The organism is Chelatococcus caeni, from assembly GCF_014196925.1.
GTDB lineage: Bacteria > Pseudomonadota > Alphaproteobacteria > Rhizobiales > Beijerinckiaceae > Chelatococcus_A > Chelatococcus_A caeni.
In genome coordinates this window covers 508,860-522,841 of the sequence record NZ_JACIEN010000003.1, presented here as the reverse complement: position 1 = coordinate 522,841, position 13,982 = coordinate 508,860, and the positions used below count along the sequence as shown (strand labels likewise).

General features: G+C 69.0%; 14 protein-coding genes. 10 read left to right on the top strand and 4 right to left on the bottom strand.

The window, feature by feature from the left end; all coding sequences use genetic code 11:
• Positions 1-3: 3 nt before the first annotated feature.
• From pth to GGR16_RS15350, 3 genes are all read right to left on the bottom strand, one after another.
• Positions 4-618 (bottom strand): aminoacyl-tRNA hydrolase, encoded by a 615-nt coding sequence (gene pth / locus GGR16_RS15360; protein ID WP_183317254.1) that lies wholly within the window; start codon positions 616-618, stop codon positions 4-6.
• A gap of 154 nt (positions 619-772) precedes the next feature.
• On the bottom strand, positions 773-1,393 hold the full coding sequence (locus GGR16_RS15355; protein ID WP_019400338.1) for a 50S ribosomal protein L25/general stress protein Ctc: 621 nt from the start codon (positions 1,391-1,393) through the stop codon (positions 773-775).
• A 165-nt stretch (positions 1,394-1,558) separates the two neighbouring features.
• Positions 1,559-3,652 carry a mechanosensitive ion channel family protein gene (locus GGR16_RS15350; RefSeq protein WP_183317124.1) on the bottom strand — a complete coding sequence of 698 codons (2,094 nt, stop codon included), beginning with the start codon at positions 3,650-3,652 and terminating at the stop codon, positions 1,559-1,561.
• Between the two features lie 162 nt (positions 3,653-3,814).
• Here GGR16_RS15350 and GGR16_RS15345 point away from each other — a divergent pair, with 162 nt between their 5' ends.
• The 8 genes from GGR16_RS15345 (at position 3,815) to GGR16_RS15310 (ending at position 11,472) form a co-directional block, all read left to right on the top strand.
• Positions 3,815-4,966, top strand: coding sequence for a M24 family metallopeptidase (locus tag GGR16_RS15345; RefSeq protein WP_183317123.1), 1,152 nt, complete (start codon positions 3,815-3,817; stop codon positions 4,964-4,966).
• Between the two features lie 536 nt (positions 4,967-5,502).
• Positions 5,503-6,447, top strand: coding sequence for a ribose-phosphate pyrophosphokinase (locus GGR16_RS15340; protein ID WP_019400341.1), 945 nt, complete (start codon positions 5,503-5,505; stop codon positions 6,445-6,447).
• A 7-nt stretch (positions 6,448-6,454) separates the two neighbouring features.
• On the top strand, positions 6,455-7,189 hold the full coding sequence (gene queC / locus GGR16_RS15335) for a 7-cyano-7-deazaguanine synthase QueC (RefSeq protein WP_183317122.1): 735 nt from the start codon (positions 6,455-6,457) through the stop codon (positions 7,187-7,189).
• Positions 7,186-7,761: a VUT family protein gene (locus tag GGR16_RS15330; protein ID WP_019400343.1), complete on the top strand. Its 576-nt coding sequence runs from the start codon at positions 7,186-7,188 to the stop codon at positions 7,759-7,761. The genes queC and GGR16_RS15330 overlap by 4 nt, the downstream gene beginning before the upstream one ends.
• Before the next feature lie 57 nt (positions 7,762-7,818).
• Positions 7,819-10,083, top strand: coding sequence for an excinuclease ABC subunit UvrC (gene uvrC / locus GGR16_RS15325; RefSeq protein ID WP_246373089.1), 2,265 nt, complete (start codon positions 7,819-7,821; stop codon positions 10,081-10,083).
• 48 nt (positions 10,084-10,131) lie between these two features.
• Positions 10,132-10,740, top strand: a complete 609-nt coding sequence (gene pgsA, locus GGR16_RS15320; RefSeq protein ID WP_019400345.1) for a CDP-diacylglycerol--glycerol-3-phosphate 3-phosphatidyltransferase — start codon at positions 10,132-10,134, stop codon at positions 10,738-10,740.
• On the top strand, positions 10,737-10,988 hold the full coding sequence (gene moaD, locus GGR16_RS15315) for a molybdopterin converting factor subunit 1 (protein WP_019400346.1): 252 nt from the start codon (positions 10,737-10,739) through the stop codon (positions 10,986-10,988). The genes pgsA and moaD overlap by 4 nt, the downstream gene beginning before the upstream one ends.
• A 4-nt stretch (positions 10,989-10,992) precedes the next feature.
• The gene (locus GGR16_RS15310; RefSeq protein ID WP_183317121.1) at positions 10,993-11,472 is read left to right on the top strand and encodes a molybdenum cofactor biosynthesis protein MoaE; all 480 of its coding nucleotides are present in this window, start codon (positions 10,993-10,995) and stop codon (positions 11,470-11,472) included.
• A gap of 172 nt (positions 11,473-11,644) precedes the next feature.
• Here the strand turns inward: GGR16_RS15310 and GGR16_RS15305 are convergent, their stop codons facing one another.
• A complete protein-coding gene (locus tag GGR16_RS15305; RefSeq protein ID WP_183317120.1) occupies positions 11,645-12,532 on the bottom strand; it encodes a branched-chain amino acid aminotransferase in 888 nt (295 codons plus the stop codon).
• Between the two features lie 158 nt (positions 12,533-12,690).
• Between GGR16_RS15305 and GGR16_RS15300 the strand changes: the two genes are divergently transcribed.
• Together GGR16_RS15300 and GGR16_RS15295 are read left to right on the top strand one after the other, a co-directional pair.
• Positions 12,691-13,215 carry a MarR family winged helix-turn-helix transcriptional regulator gene (locus tag GGR16_RS15300; RefSeq protein ID WP_019400349.1) on the top strand — a complete coding sequence of 175 codons (525 nt, stop codon included), beginning with the start codon at positions 12,691-12,693 and terminating at the stop codon, positions 13,213-13,215.
• Between the two features lie 31 nt (positions 13,216-13,246).
• On the top strand, positions 13,247-13,957 hold the full coding sequence (locus tag GGR16_RS15295; protein WP_019400350.1) for a response regulator: 711 nt from the start codon (positions 13,247-13,249) through the stop codon (positions 13,955-13,957).
• Positions 13,958-13,982: the final 25 nt, after the last annotated feature.

The following is a 13,982-nucleotide window of genomic DNA, read 5'->3' as shown; positions in this document are numbered from 1 at the left end:
CACCTATCCTCCGGCGCGTTCGCCCGGGCGCTTCACGTCGCCCCAACCCCGCGCATCCATGGCCAGATGCACCTTGTTCTGGAAACTGGCGTCCTCGCCCCTGGCAAGGAGCGTCGCGAATTCAGCCACCGCGCCCGTGAGATCCTCGACCCAAGGCTCCTCCGCCTTGGCGAAGTCGTTGAGCACATAGCTGTGCACGAGCGCCTTGTCGCCGGGGTGGCCGATGCCGAGGCGCACCCGGCGGTAGTCGTTGCCGACGTGGGCGGAGATCGACCGCAGGCCGTTGTGGCCGGCGATGCCGCCGCCCGTCTTGATGCGCAGCTTGGCCGGCGCGAGGTCGAGCTCGTCGTGGAACACGACGATGTCCGCGAGGGCGACCTTGAAGAAGCGCTGCGCCTCGCCGACCGCGCGGCCCGATTCGTTCATGTAGGTCTGGGGCTTCATGAGCAGGAGGCGCTCGCCGCCGACGACGGCCTCGGCCACCTCGCTCTGAAAGCGACGGCGCCACGGGCCGGCATTGTGCCGGCGGGCGATCTCGTCGACGGCCATGAAGCCGATGTTGTGGCGGTTGCGCGCATAGCGCGCGCCCGGATTGCCGAGCCCGACGAACAGCAGCATGGCGAAGCCCCGTGAGCGAAGGGAGCACATGATGCTCCCGGAACCCGGCGCGGCCGGCAAGGCGCGGCCGTCATGCGCCGGATTCGAACCCCGGGCCGCGGCGCGGGGAAAGGCAGCCGGGGCGGACGAACAGGCCCGCCCCCGCGTGGGAGAATTACTTCTCCTCGGCCTCGCCGGCGGCCGCTTCCTCGGCCGCCTCGGCGGCGAGCTTCGACGGCGCGACCAGGGTCGCGATGGTGAAGTCGCGGTCCTGGATGACGGGCGAAGCGCCGGCCGGCAGCTTGACGGCCGAGATGTGGATGGAATCGCCGATCTCACGGCCGGTGAGGTCGATGTCGATCGCATCCGGGATGGCATCGACCGGCACGACGAGCTCGACCGTGTGGCGCACGACGTTCAGCGTGCCGCCGCGCTTCAGGCCGGGCGAAGCTTCCTGGTTGAGGAAGTGCACCGGCACCTCGACGTTGACGGTGGCGTCGCGCGTCACGCGCAGGAAGTCGACGTGGAGGGGCGTGTCCTTCACCGGGTCGAGCTGGAAGTCGCGCGGGATGGCGCGGGTCTTGCTGCCGTCGACGTCGATCTCGAACAGGGTCGTGAGGAAACCGCCGGAGAAGATCAGGCGCTTCGTCTCGTTGAAGTCGAGCGCGATCGGCTGCGGCGCTTCGCCGAGACCGTAGATGACTGCGGGAACACGGCCTTCACGGCGAACGGCACGGGCGGCCCCCTTGCCGACCCGCTCGCGAGCCGAGGCCTTGAGCTGCTTGACAGCGGACATGGCTTCGATCCTTTGTGGTCACGGAACAGAAACGGCCGTGCTCGCGCACGGCCATTCACGTTCATCCGAACATGTGTGGCGCACCCGTGCCTCCAGGGGTGTCTGGCGGGCGCGCGTTGCCTTTAGCAGCAAGTCCTCGATTTTGCAACGCTGCGTGGCCGGGCCTCAGCCCTGCGCCTGTGCCCGTTCCTCGGCGAGATGGCGCGACAGGTCGGCCGCCGCGGCGGCGGAGGTGTCGCCCCGGCCGTCACCGCCCTGCACGACGACCGCATTGGAGGCGAAGCGGATGCCGGCGTCGGTGAAGCCCTTGAACAGGCGCTTGACGGCCTCGCGCTGGATGAGGGCCTGCCGGCCGGGCTTGACGGTGAACTTGAAGCGGCAGACGAGGGCGTTCTCCTGCACGTCGGCGACGCCCTGCATCTTCACGGGTCCGATGAAGTCCTTGCCGTATTCCTCGTGGGCCAGGAGGTCCTGGCCGATCTTCTTGGCGATCTTGCGCGCCTGCTCGACGTCGGCATCACGGGCGAGGCGCAGGTTGAACTTCACCGTCGCCCAGTCGCGGCTGAAGTTGGTGACGGCGCCGAGCTGGCCATAGGGAATGGTGTGGAACTGCCCGTTCTGGTGGCGGATGCGCAGCGAGCGTACGGAGATGCGCTCGACCATGCCCTTGTGGCTGCCGGCCTGGATGTATTCGCCGACGCGGAAGGCGTCGTCCGCGAGATAGAAGATGCCGGAGACGATGTCGCGCACCAGGGCCTGCGAGCCGAAGCTGAAGGCGAGGCCGAAGATGCCGGCGCCGGCGAGGATCGGGCCGATGTTGACGCCGAGATGCGACAAGGCGACGAGGATGGCGGTGGCGACGATGAGCGCGCCGACGAAGCCCTCGAGCAGCGGCAGGACCGAGGCGAGCCGCCCCGCCGGCCGCGGCAGGCCGGCGGCATCATGATCGTCCGCCGATCCGTGCGTCCGCGGGGCGAACTTGAGGCGTGCCCAGCCGCGCAGCAGCTCGAACAGGATGTAGCCGACGACGAGGATGCCGACCGCCGTCAGGAGCGCCTCGCGCCAGGCGTACCAGAGCTCCTGGCTGACGAGCGCGAGGATCTCGACCACCCAGAGCCGGACGAAAAAGGTCGCGAATACGGTGATGGTGACGGCGAGCACGATACGCCGCGCCGTGACCAGGATCTGCATGAGATGCGGCGAACCGGGATCGGGCACGGCGGCCTCCGCCTCGGCTGCATCCGCCGCCTCCGCATCCGCCACGAGGGCGAGTTCGGCCGAGGGCTCCTCGGCCGCGGCCGTCTGCGGAGCTTCCCGTGGGCGGCAGCAGGCGATGGCATAGGCGAGGAAGCGGTCGAGCGCCGCCACGACAAGGGCGAGCAGCGCCGAGAAGGCAGCGGCGTGATAGAGGTCGAAGTCGAGCGCGACGATGCCGTAGATCCACGCCACCCAGACGAGGACGACGATCGCATCGGTGCCGAGGACGACGGGACGCGGCACCTCGGCGGCGTGGGCGAAGAAACGGGCGAGCGTCGCGCCGGCGGCCGCGGCGGCAAGCGTGCCGACGAGCACGCCGAGGGCCTGTGCCGGCGGAGGGGCCATCCCGGCGCGGACGAAGACCGGCATGAGCGTGTAGAAGGCGAGCAGGATGGCGAGCGTCGCGCCGGCGCCGACGAGCACGGCGCGCACCCGCTCCTCTCCGACGGCCACGAGGCGCAGCTGCGGCTCCCGAGGGCGCAGGAGGATGAGCGGCAGCAGCATCGCCAGCCGCCAGCGAGCGGCCGTGCCGACAATGGCGACGGCAAGTGCATGCACCGGTGTGTCGCCACGCAGGAACAGCCGGGCGAGCAAGGCGGCGGCCGCGACCATGGCGACGAGGCCGGCGGCGTCGACGACGAGCCGGCGCACGGCCTTCTTCAGCCGCGCCCGCCCGTCGTCATCCGCATGAACCTCCACCCCTCCGGCGAGGCGCCACACCAGGGTGGGAACGAAGAGCACCGCGGCACCGATGAGGACGGCGAGAGCGAGGAGCGTGCCGGCGTCGGGGACGCCGGCCGCCATGGCGCGCCAGACGTCGGCAAAGGCGGAAGGGATCTGCGGCGTCGCAACGAGCACGTCCCACAGGGCGCGCCCCGCCTGGCCGATGTGCATGGCAAGTGCGTCGATGAAGCCTTCGCCGCCACCGGCAAGGGGGCCGGCATGCGCATCGGCGGTGTTGCCGGCGATCAACCCCGATCCGAGCCCTGCCGCTGCACGCATTCCCGTCCCCGAAACATCAGTTGCCACAGGATGATGCCTGTAGCGTGCAGAAGACAAGGAATTCTTACTGCTGAAAGCGCCATGCGGCCTCGACGGGGCGGGGCCGAAGCTGGCATTGATGAGTGGATCGCATCCGCCCGGTCCACCCCGCGAGGAACCCGTATGGCCCTGCATTTCTCGCCAGCCGAATTCGCCCGCCGCAAGGAGAGCCTGCTTGCCGCGATGGAACGGGAGAAGCTCGACGCGCTCCTCCTGTTCCAGCAGGAATCGATGTACTGGCTGACCGGCTACGACACCTTCGGCTTCTGCTTCTTCCAGAGCCTTCTCGTCACGGCCGGCGGCGACATCGTCCTCCTCACGCGTTCCGCCGACCTGCGGCAGGCGGAGCTGACCTCGAATATCGAGGACATCCGCATCTGGAAGGACGGCCGGGATGCCGACCCGGCGGGCGAGCTCAGCGCCATCGCGGCCGAGAAGGGCCTCGCCGGCAAGCGCATCGGCGTCGAGTACGAATCCTACGGCCTCGTCGCCGCCAACGGCCGCAGGCTCGACGCCGCCTTCGATGGCCTTGCGCAGCTCACGGATGCCTCGCTCGTCGTCACGCGCCTGAGGGCGGTGAAGTCGGAGGAGGAGCTCGCCTATGTACGCCGGGCGGCGGTGCTCGCGGATGAGGCCGACCGGGCGGCCATCGCCCTGACGCGGGCCGGGGCCGACGAGGGCGAGATCCTCGCCGCGCAGCACGCGGCGATCTTCCGCGGCGGCGGCGACTATCCCGCCAACGAATTCATCATCGGCTCCGGGCGCGAGGCCCTGCTGTGCCGCTACAAGAGCGGCCGCCGCGTGCTCGATGCGCGCGACCAGCTGACGCTCGAATTCGCCGGCGTCTACCGGCACTACCATGTCGCCGCCATGCGCACGCTCGTCATCGGCGACCCGCGGCCCGAGCATCTCACCTATCACCGGGCAGCGCAGGAGGCGCTGCTCGCCTGCGAGGCGGCCATGCGGCTGGGCAAGACGGCCGGGGACGTCTTCACAGCCCATGCCGAGGCGCTGGACGCGGCGGGGCTCACGCGCCACCGCCTCAACGCCTGCGGCTATTCGCTGGGCGCCAAGTTCACCCCGTCGTGGATGGACTGGCCGATGTTCTACGAGGACAACGACTGGCCGCTGGTGCCGGGCATGGTGATGTTCGTGCACATGATCCTGATGGATTCGCAAGGCGGCACCGCCATGTGCCTCGGCCGCACCTATCTCGTGACGGAGGGCGCGCCCGAGGCGCTGAACCTGGCCTCGCTCGACCTCGTCCTGCGCTGAGAGCGGGTGTCGCTCCATCTGCTGGAGCGACCGCGTATGACGCGAGCGGCGGTGATCCCTCCCCTTCGCAAGTCGGGTGTTCCCGACTTGCGCATACAAGTGCGGAACTCGGGCAAGCCCGAGTCCCGGCGGAGGGTGGATCGGTCCGAAGGACCAAGACGGGCGGGGTCAAGGACGGGAACGACGCGCACAATGCGGTTGCGTGTCTCCCTCCGTCGCTGCTTCGCAGCGCCACCTCCCCCTCGAGGGCGAGGATCACCGCAGCTCTCCTGCCTAACGTGGGCGCCTCCCGCACGCGGGGAGAGTAACGTGCTGTGGTCCATGTCCCGCCGGCCTTGCCATCCACGGATAGCCCCGCGCGTGCCGAGCATGGCCGCCATCCAGATGCCGCGCCGCAGCACAAGTGCTATTGTTCACCCGCGCCATCGCTGATAAGAGCCGCGCAGACCAATATGTCCGGGTTGTGACAGCGCGACCCGTGGCAGACGGCCAGGCTCTAGTTCCACAGCTCCGCTCAAACTACGGGAACGCGCTGGATGAAACCCTCGATCAAGCTCGTCGCGGGCAACTCGAACCGTCCGCTCGCCGAGTCCATCTCGAACTATCTCGAGGTGCCGCTCGCGACCTGCCAGGTCAAGCGCTTCGCCGACATGGAGGTGTTCGTCGAGATCCAGGAGAACGTGCGCGGCGAGGATGTCTTCGTCATCCAGTCGACCTCGTTCCCGGCCAACGACCACCTGATGGAGTTGCTCATCATCATCGATGCGCTGCGCCGCTCCTCCGCCCGCCGCATCACGGCGGTGCTGCCCTATTTCGGCTACGCCCGGCAGGACCGCAAGCCCGGCCCGCGCACGCCGATCTCGGCCAAGCTCGTCGCCAACCTCATCACCCGCGCCGGCGCCGACCGCGTGCTGACGCTCGACCTGCATGCCGGGCAGATCCAGGGCTTCTTCGACATCCCGACCGACAACCTCTACGGTGCGCCGGTGATGGTGCGCGACATCCGCGAGCACATGGACCTCGCCAATGTCATGGTGGTCTCGCCGGACGTTGGCGGCGTGGTGCGCGCCCGTGCGCTCGCCAAGCGCATCGACGCGCCGCTCGCCATCGTCGACAAGCGCCGCGAGCGGCCGGGCGAGTCGGAGGTGATGAACATCATCGGTAATGTCGAGGGCCGCTCCTGCATCCTCGTCGACGACATCATCGATTCCGGCGGCACGCTGTGCAACGCCGCCGATGCGCTGCTCGCCAAGGGCGCGCGCGAGGTCTACGCCTATTGCACGCACGGCGTGCTCTCCGGCGGCGCCGTGTCGCGCATCTCCTCCTCGCGCCTCAAGCAGCTCGTCATCACCGATTCCATCCAGCCGACCGAGGCCGTGAAGGTGGCGCCGAACATCCGCGTCATCACCATCGCCCCGCTCATCGGCGAGGCCATCGGCCGCACGGCGACGGAATCGAGCGTCTCCAGCCTGTTCGACTGATCGTTCGATGCCGGGGCTCGCCGACGACAAGGCCCTCGTCCTCTTTTCCGGCGGGCAGGATTCCACCGTCTGCCTCGGCTGGGCGCTTCAGCGCTTCGCCCATGTGGAAACGATCGGCTTCGACTACGGCCAGCGCCATGCGGTGGAGCTGACCTGTCGCGGGGTGATCCGCGAGCGCCTCGCCCGGCCGGGCGCGATGGGGGAGGGGCGGCTCGGCCCCGACCATCTCGTGCCGCTTGCGGCGCTCGGCGCCATCTCCGACACGGCGATGACGCGCGAGGTCGCGATCGCGACGGGCGAGAACGGCCTGCCGACGACCTTCGTCCCCGGCCGCAACCTCATCTTCCTCACTTTTGCCGCGGCGCTCGCCTATCGGCGCGGGACGCGCCATATCGTGCTCGGCGTGTGCGAGACGGATTATTCCGGCTATCCCGACTGCCGCGACGATACGATCAAGGCCATGCAGGTCGCCATCAATCTCGGCACCGACAGCCGTTTCGTGCTGCACACGCCGCTGATGTGGCGCGACAAGGCGGAGACCTTCGCGCTCGCCGAGAGGCTCGGCGGCGCGGACTTCCTCGACCTCGTCGTCGAGGAGACGCACACGTGCTACCTTGGCGAGCGCTCGCGCCGCCACGACTGGGGCTATGGCTGCGGCACCTGCCCGGCCTGCGAATTGCGCGCCGCCGGCTGGGCGAAATGGCGCGCCGGGCGCAACGCGGAAGACAACGACGGACCATGAACCCGACGACCGACAGGATCCGGCAGAAGCATTTCGAGGGCATCATCGCCCTCCTCCTCTTCGGCCTCACCATCCCCGCCGCCAACTGGCTCATCGGCAATGCCGGCACGGTCTGCGTGCCGGAGGGGCCGTGCCTCATCCCGGTCGCGCCGGGCATCATGGCGCCGAGCGGCGTGCTGATGATCGGCCTCGCGCTCGTCGCGCGCGACATCGTGCAGCGGCGCCTCGGCGCCAAGGCGGCGCTCGGGGCGATCGTCGTCGGCACGGCGCTCTCGGCGCTGCTCGCGCCGCAGGCCATCGTCATGGCCTCGGCCGCGGCCTTCCTCCTGTCGGAACTGGCCGATTTCGCCGTCTACACGCCGCTGCAGCGCAAGCGCTTCGTCACGGCGGTGGTGCTGTCGAGCGTCGTCGGCCTCGTCGTCGACAGTGCCGTCTTCCTGCAGCTCGCCTTCGGCAGCCTCGACTTCTTCGCCGGCCAGGTCATCGGCAAGGCGTGGATGGTGCTTCTCGCCGTACCCTTCATCCACTGGCTGCGCCAGCGCGACGCCCGCATCGGCCTCGCGCCGGCGTGATGCCGCATTCCCCGGCGGCCTCTTGACCTTCCGTCCGCGCGGCGTCACCTCATCGCTATGACGGCGGACGACTCGAAGAGTGGAAGGGGGCCCGCGCCGCAGGACGAGGCTGTCCTGGTGGAGGTGGGCGAGAACGGGGGCGAACTGCGCGAGATCGAGCATCTCGTCGCCGATGCGCCCGCCTCCGTGCGCGCCGGCGCCGAGGTCATCCGCGATTTCTGGAAGACATTGCCCAACAGCCCCGGCGTCTATCGCATGATCGACGCCGCCGGCGACGTGCTCTATGTCGGCAAGGCGCGCAGCCTCAAGAAGCGCGTCGCCAACTACATGCGCGGCATCGGCCACGGCGGCCACCGCACCATGCGGATGATCGCCGAGACGGCGGCCATGGAATTCGTCACCACGCAGACGGAGACCGAGGCGCTGCTGCTCGAGGCCAACCTCATCAAGCAGTTGCGGCCGCGCTACAACGTGCTGCTGCGCGACGACAAGTCCTTCCCCTATATCCTCATCACCGGCGACCACGCGGCGCCGCAGCTCGTCAAGCACCGGGGCGCACGCACGCGCAAGGGCAACTACTACGGCCCCTTCGCCAATGCCGGGGCCGTGACGCGCACCGTCAACGCCCTGCAGCGCGCCTTCCTCCTGCGCACCTGCACCGACAGCTATTACGAGAACCGCACGCGCCCCTGCCTGCTGTTCCAGATCAAGCGCTGTGCGGCGCCGTGCACCGGGGAGATATCGCTCGCGGATTACGGCCATCTCGTCGAGGAGGCGCGCGGCTTCCTCTCCGGCCGCTCCAGCGCGGTGAAGGAGATGCTGGCGGGCGAGATGCAGGCGGCCTCCGAGGCGCTCGAATTCGAGCGCGCGGCCCGCTACCGCGACCGTCTCGCGGCGCTGTCGGCCGTGCAGACGAGCCAGGACATCAACCCCCAGGGCGTCGAGGAGGCGGACGTCTTCGCGCTCGACGAGCAGGCCGGGCAGTTCTGCGTGCAGGTATTCTTCTTCCGCAATCACCAGAACTGGGGCAACCGCGCCTATTTCCCGAAAGCCGACAAGAGCCTGCCGCCGGAGGAGGTGCTGACCTCCTTCATCGCCCAGTTCTACGACGACAAGCCGTGCCCGCGGCTCGTGCTCGTCTCGCACGAGCCGGCCGAGCGCGACCTGCTCGTGGACGCCCTGTCGGCCCGCGCTGGCCAGCGCGTCGAGATCGCGGCGCCGAAGCGCGGCGAGAAGCGCGACCTTGTGGCGCATGCGGCGCAGAACGCACGCGAGGCCCTCGGCCGGCGCCTGGCCGACACGAGCTCGCAGCGCAAGCTGCTCGCCGCGGTGGGCGAGGCGCTCGGCCTTGCCGAGGCGCCGCGGCGCATCGAGGTCTACGACAACTCGCACATCTCCGGCACAAACGCCGTCGGCGCCATGATCGTCGCGGGCGCGGACGGGTTCATGAAGAGCCACTACCGCACCTTCAACATCCGCTCGCAGGACCTCACGCCCGGCGACGACTACGGCATGATGCGCGAGGTGATGCAGCGGCGGTTCGCGCGGTTGCTGAAGGAAGCGCCGCGGGGGGAGGCGGACGAGCCGGGCATTTTCGAGCAGACAGGTGCCGATCCCTCCCCTTCGCAAGTCGGGTATTCCCGACTTGCGCATACAAGTGCGGAACTCGGGCAAGCCCGAGTTCCGGCGGAGGGTGGATCGGTCCGAAGGACCGAGACGGGTGGGGTGCTCTCTGCGGCGCCCGCGCAGGCCCCCTCCGTCGGCCTGCGGCCGCCACCTCCCCCTGTGGGGGAGGATCAGGTCGCGCCCGGCCTTCCGGACCTCCCGCCGGAAACGGACAGGGATGAGGACGAAGCCTTTCCCGCCTGGCCGGACCTCGTGCTCATCGACGGCGGCAAGGGCCAGCTCGAGGCCGCGCGCCAGGTGCTCGCCGAGCTCCGCATCACGGACGTGCCGCTCGTCGGCGTCGCCAAGGGAGCGGATCGTGATGCCGGGCGCGAGACCTTCGTCATCCCCGGGCGCGAGCCCTTCCGCCTGCCGCCGCGCGATCCGGCGCTCTATTTCATCCAGCGCCTGCGCGACGAGGCGCACCGCTTCGCCATCGGCACCCACCGGGCCAAGCGCAAGCGCGACATCGGCCGCAATCCGCTCGACGAGATCGCCGGCGTCGGCCCTGCGCGCAAGCGGGCGCTGCTGCACCACTTCGGCACGGCGAAGGCCGTCTCGCGCGCCTCGCTCGACGACCTGCAGCGCGTGCCCGGGATCAATGCCGCCACCGCGCGACTCGTCTATGATTTCTTCCACGAGACGGACGGGCGATAAGCTGCCCGAGGTTGACGCACCGCAACAGAAAAGGTTTGCTCGCCCCCGATGAGTGAGACCACCACCACGCGCCGGAATGGCGCGCTGAGCCTGCCGAATCTCCTGACCTATGGCCGCATCGCGGCCGTGCCGGCGGTGGTCGTCTGCCTTTTCTGGCCGGAGGACGTGTGGACGCGGTGGATCGCCCTCGGCCTCTATATCGCAGCGGCGGTGACGGATTATCTCGACGGCTGGCTGGCGCGTGCCTGGTCGCAGCAATCGGCGCTCGGGCGCATGCTCGACCCCATCGCCGACAAGCTCCTCGTGGCGGCGTGCCTCCTCATGCTCGCCTCCGACGGGACCATCCGCGGCTGGAGCATGTGGGCGGCCATCATCATCCTGTGCCGCGAGATCCTCGTCTCGGGCCTGCGCGAATTCCTGGCCGAGCTGCGCGTCAGCGTGCCGGTGACGCGCGTCGCCAAGTGGAAAACGGCCTTCCAGCTCCTCGCCATCGGCTTTCTCGTCGCCGGCCCGGCCGGCGAGCGGGTGCTGCCCGGCACGGTCACGGTGGGCATCGTGCTCCTGTGGCTCGCCGCGATGCTGACGCTCTACACCGGGTGGGACTATATGAAGGCCGGGATCAAGCATCTCCTCGAGGAGGACGCGCGGCGGTCATGAAAATCGTCTATTTCGCCTGGGTGCGCGAGCGGGTCGGCAAGACCGAGGAAATCGTGACGCCGCCCGACGACGTGCGCACGGTGGCCGAGCTTGCCGGCTGGCTCAAGGGCAGGGGCGAGGAATATGCCCATGCCTTCGCCGAGCCGGATATCGTGCGCGCGGCCATCGACCGGCGCCACGTCAAGCCCGATGCGCCGATCGCGGGGGCGGGCGAGATCGCCTTCTTCCCGCCGATGACGGGCGGCTGACGCCATGGCCGATATCCGCGTCCAGTCGGCCGATTTCGATGTCGCGGCGGAAGTGGCGGCGGTGCAGGCCGGCGGGGATGCTGGTGCCCGGGAGACCGGCCCTCATGACATTGGCGCCATCGTCACCTTCACCGGCGTGTGCCGGAACGACGGCGGGCGCCTCGTGGCGCTCGAGCTCGAGCATTATCCCGGCATGGCGGAGGAGGAGATCGCGCGCGTGGCCGCGGAGGCGGAGCGGCGCTGGCCGCTGAAGGGCCTTTGCGTCATCCACCGCTACGGTCTCATCCGCCCCGGCGAGAACATCGTGCTCGTCGTCACCGCCTCGGCTCACCGGCAGGCGGCCTTCGAGGCGGCGTCGTTCCTGATGGACTACCTGAAGACCCGCGCGCCCTTCTGGAAGAAGGAGCATCTCGCCGACGGCACCAGCGGCGGCTGGGTGGCGCCACGGCAGGAGGACGACGAGGCGACGACGCGCTGGGATTGAGGGAACGGCGTAACCCGCTCGTCATGCCCCGCGCTCGTCGCGGGCATTCGCGTCTTCAACAGGCCGTGCCGGGTTAAAAAACGTGGATGGCCGGGACAAGCCCGGCCATGACGCTGGATATATCGTTCATCGCAGAGGCGGGCGGGCGTCCGGAGGCGCCCGCTGCAATTTCTTACGCCGCCTTGGCCTTCGGCTGCACCTCGGCCATGTAGTCCTCGAGCAGGGCCTTGGTGATGGCGCCGGGCACGAAGGTGTAAGGGCCGATCTCGGCGACCGGCGTCACCTCGGCGGCGGTGCCGGTGATGAAGCACTCCGAGAAGCCCTCGAGCTCGCCCGGCAGGATGGCGCGCTCGACGACCTCGAAGCCGCGGCGCTTGGCGAGCTCGATGACCGTGCGGCGGGTGATGCCGTCGAGGAAGCAGTCCGGCGTCGGCGTGTGCAGCGCGCCGTCCTTCACGAAGAAGACGTTGGCGCCCGTGCACTCGGCGACCTGGCCGCGCCAGTCGAGCATCAGGGCGTCGGCATAGCCCTTGCGCTCGGCCTTGTGCTTGGAGATCGTGCAGATCATGTACAGGCCGGCGGCCTTGGACTTGCACGGGATCGTCGCCGGATCCGGGCGGCGGAACTCGGCCATGTCGAGCCGGATGCCCTTGAGGCGCTGGGCCGGGTCGAAATAGCTCGGCCATTCCCAGGTGGCGATGGCGAGGTGGATCTTGTTGTGCTGGGCCGAGACGCCCATCATCTCCGAGCCGCGCCAGGCGACCGGGCGCACATAGGCGTCGACCTGGCCGTTCTTCTCCAGCACCAGGCGCTTGGCGGCGTCGATCTCCTCGACCGAGAACGGGATCTCGAAATCGAGGTATTCCGCCGACTTCTTCAGGCGCTGCGAGTGCTCGGTGGATTTGAAGATGGCGCCGCCGTAGGCGCGCTCGCCCTCGAACACGCAGGAGGCATAGTGCAGGCCGTGGGAGAGTACGTGCAGCGTCGCGTCCTGCCAGGGGACGAGCTTGCCATCGAACCAGATGACACCTTCACGCTGATCGAACGGAATGACTGACATTGGGAGATTCTCCTCACGACCTCGTCCGCTTTCAGTGCCGGAGGGTCAGAATGCTACCCAAAAAAGCCCGGCAAAGTTCATTCGTTTCGCGGATCGCGCTTGACGAGTAACAATCAGCTTGAGATATGTCAATAAGGCTGACGTAACGGAGTGACGCATTGTCTGGAGCCCTTGCCGAGGCGCCGCCCGCGGCTGCGACCGACCCCGCCGAGACGCAGTCGTGTTTCGACGTCATCGAGCTTCTGTTCTTCGCCTATCGCGACTTCGTCAGCGATCCCGACCGCATTCTGACGGACTACGGCTTCGGGCGGGCCCATCACCGGGTGCTGCATTTCGTCAACCGCCAGCCGGGCCTGACCATCGCCGAGCTGCTCGACATCCTGCGCATCACCAAGCAGAGCCTCAACCGCGTGCTCAAGGAGCTGGTCGAGAAGGGCTTCGTCGAGCAGCGCACCGGCGTGCAGGACCGGCGCCAGCGCCTCCTGTTCCCCACCGTCAAGGGCCGCGACCTGGCGCTCGCGCTCTCCCGGATGCAGGGCGAGCGCATCCGCCGGGCGATCGACCGGTGCGGCGAGGATGACAGGCAGGCGGCGCTGCGCTTTCTTTTCGCCATGATCGACGAAAACGATCGCGACCACGTGGCGCGCCTCGTGTACGGTGCGGGCGAACGGAAGGGGCAGTGACGGGCGGGTGCCGCCTGTCGGGGATTGACGGATGCGAAGGGCGATTTCGCTGGCGGACGATGCGCCGCACATTCTCGTGGTCGATGACGACAGGCGCCTGCGCGATCTCCTCACACGCTTCCTCAGCGAGAACGGCTACCGCGTGACGCCGGCCGCCAATGCGGCCGAGGCCGAGACGCGGCTCGGCCACATGGTGTTCGACCTGATGGTGCTCGACATCATGATGCCCGGCGAGAACGGCTTCGACTTCGCCAAGCGCCTGCGGCTGCTGTCGGGCATGCCGATCCTGATGCTGACGGCGCGGGCGGATGCGGGCGACCGGGTGAAGGGGCTCGAGATCGGGGCGGACGACTATCTGTCGAAGCCCTTCGAGCCGCGCGAGCTCCTGCTGCGCGTCGGCAACATCCTCAGGCGGGCGGGCAACGGCGAAGGCGCCCAGGCGCCGGCCGATGCCATCCGCTTCGGCGAGTTCACCTTCCGCCTCGACCGCGGCGAGCTGCGCCGCGGCGACGAGATCATCCGCATCACGGACCGGGAGCGGGAGATCCTGAGCATCCTCGGCTCGCGCCCCGGCCAGCAGGTGCCGCGCGAGGCGCTCGCCGGGCTCGGGGCCGGTGCCAGCGAGCGCACCGTGGACGTGCAGATCAACCGGCTGCGCCGCAAGATCGAGCGTGACCCGGCCAACCCGGTGCATCTGCAGACCGTCCGCGGCATAGGCTACCGGCTGCTCGTGGACGAATGACGTGACCTCATGAGCCTGATCAGTG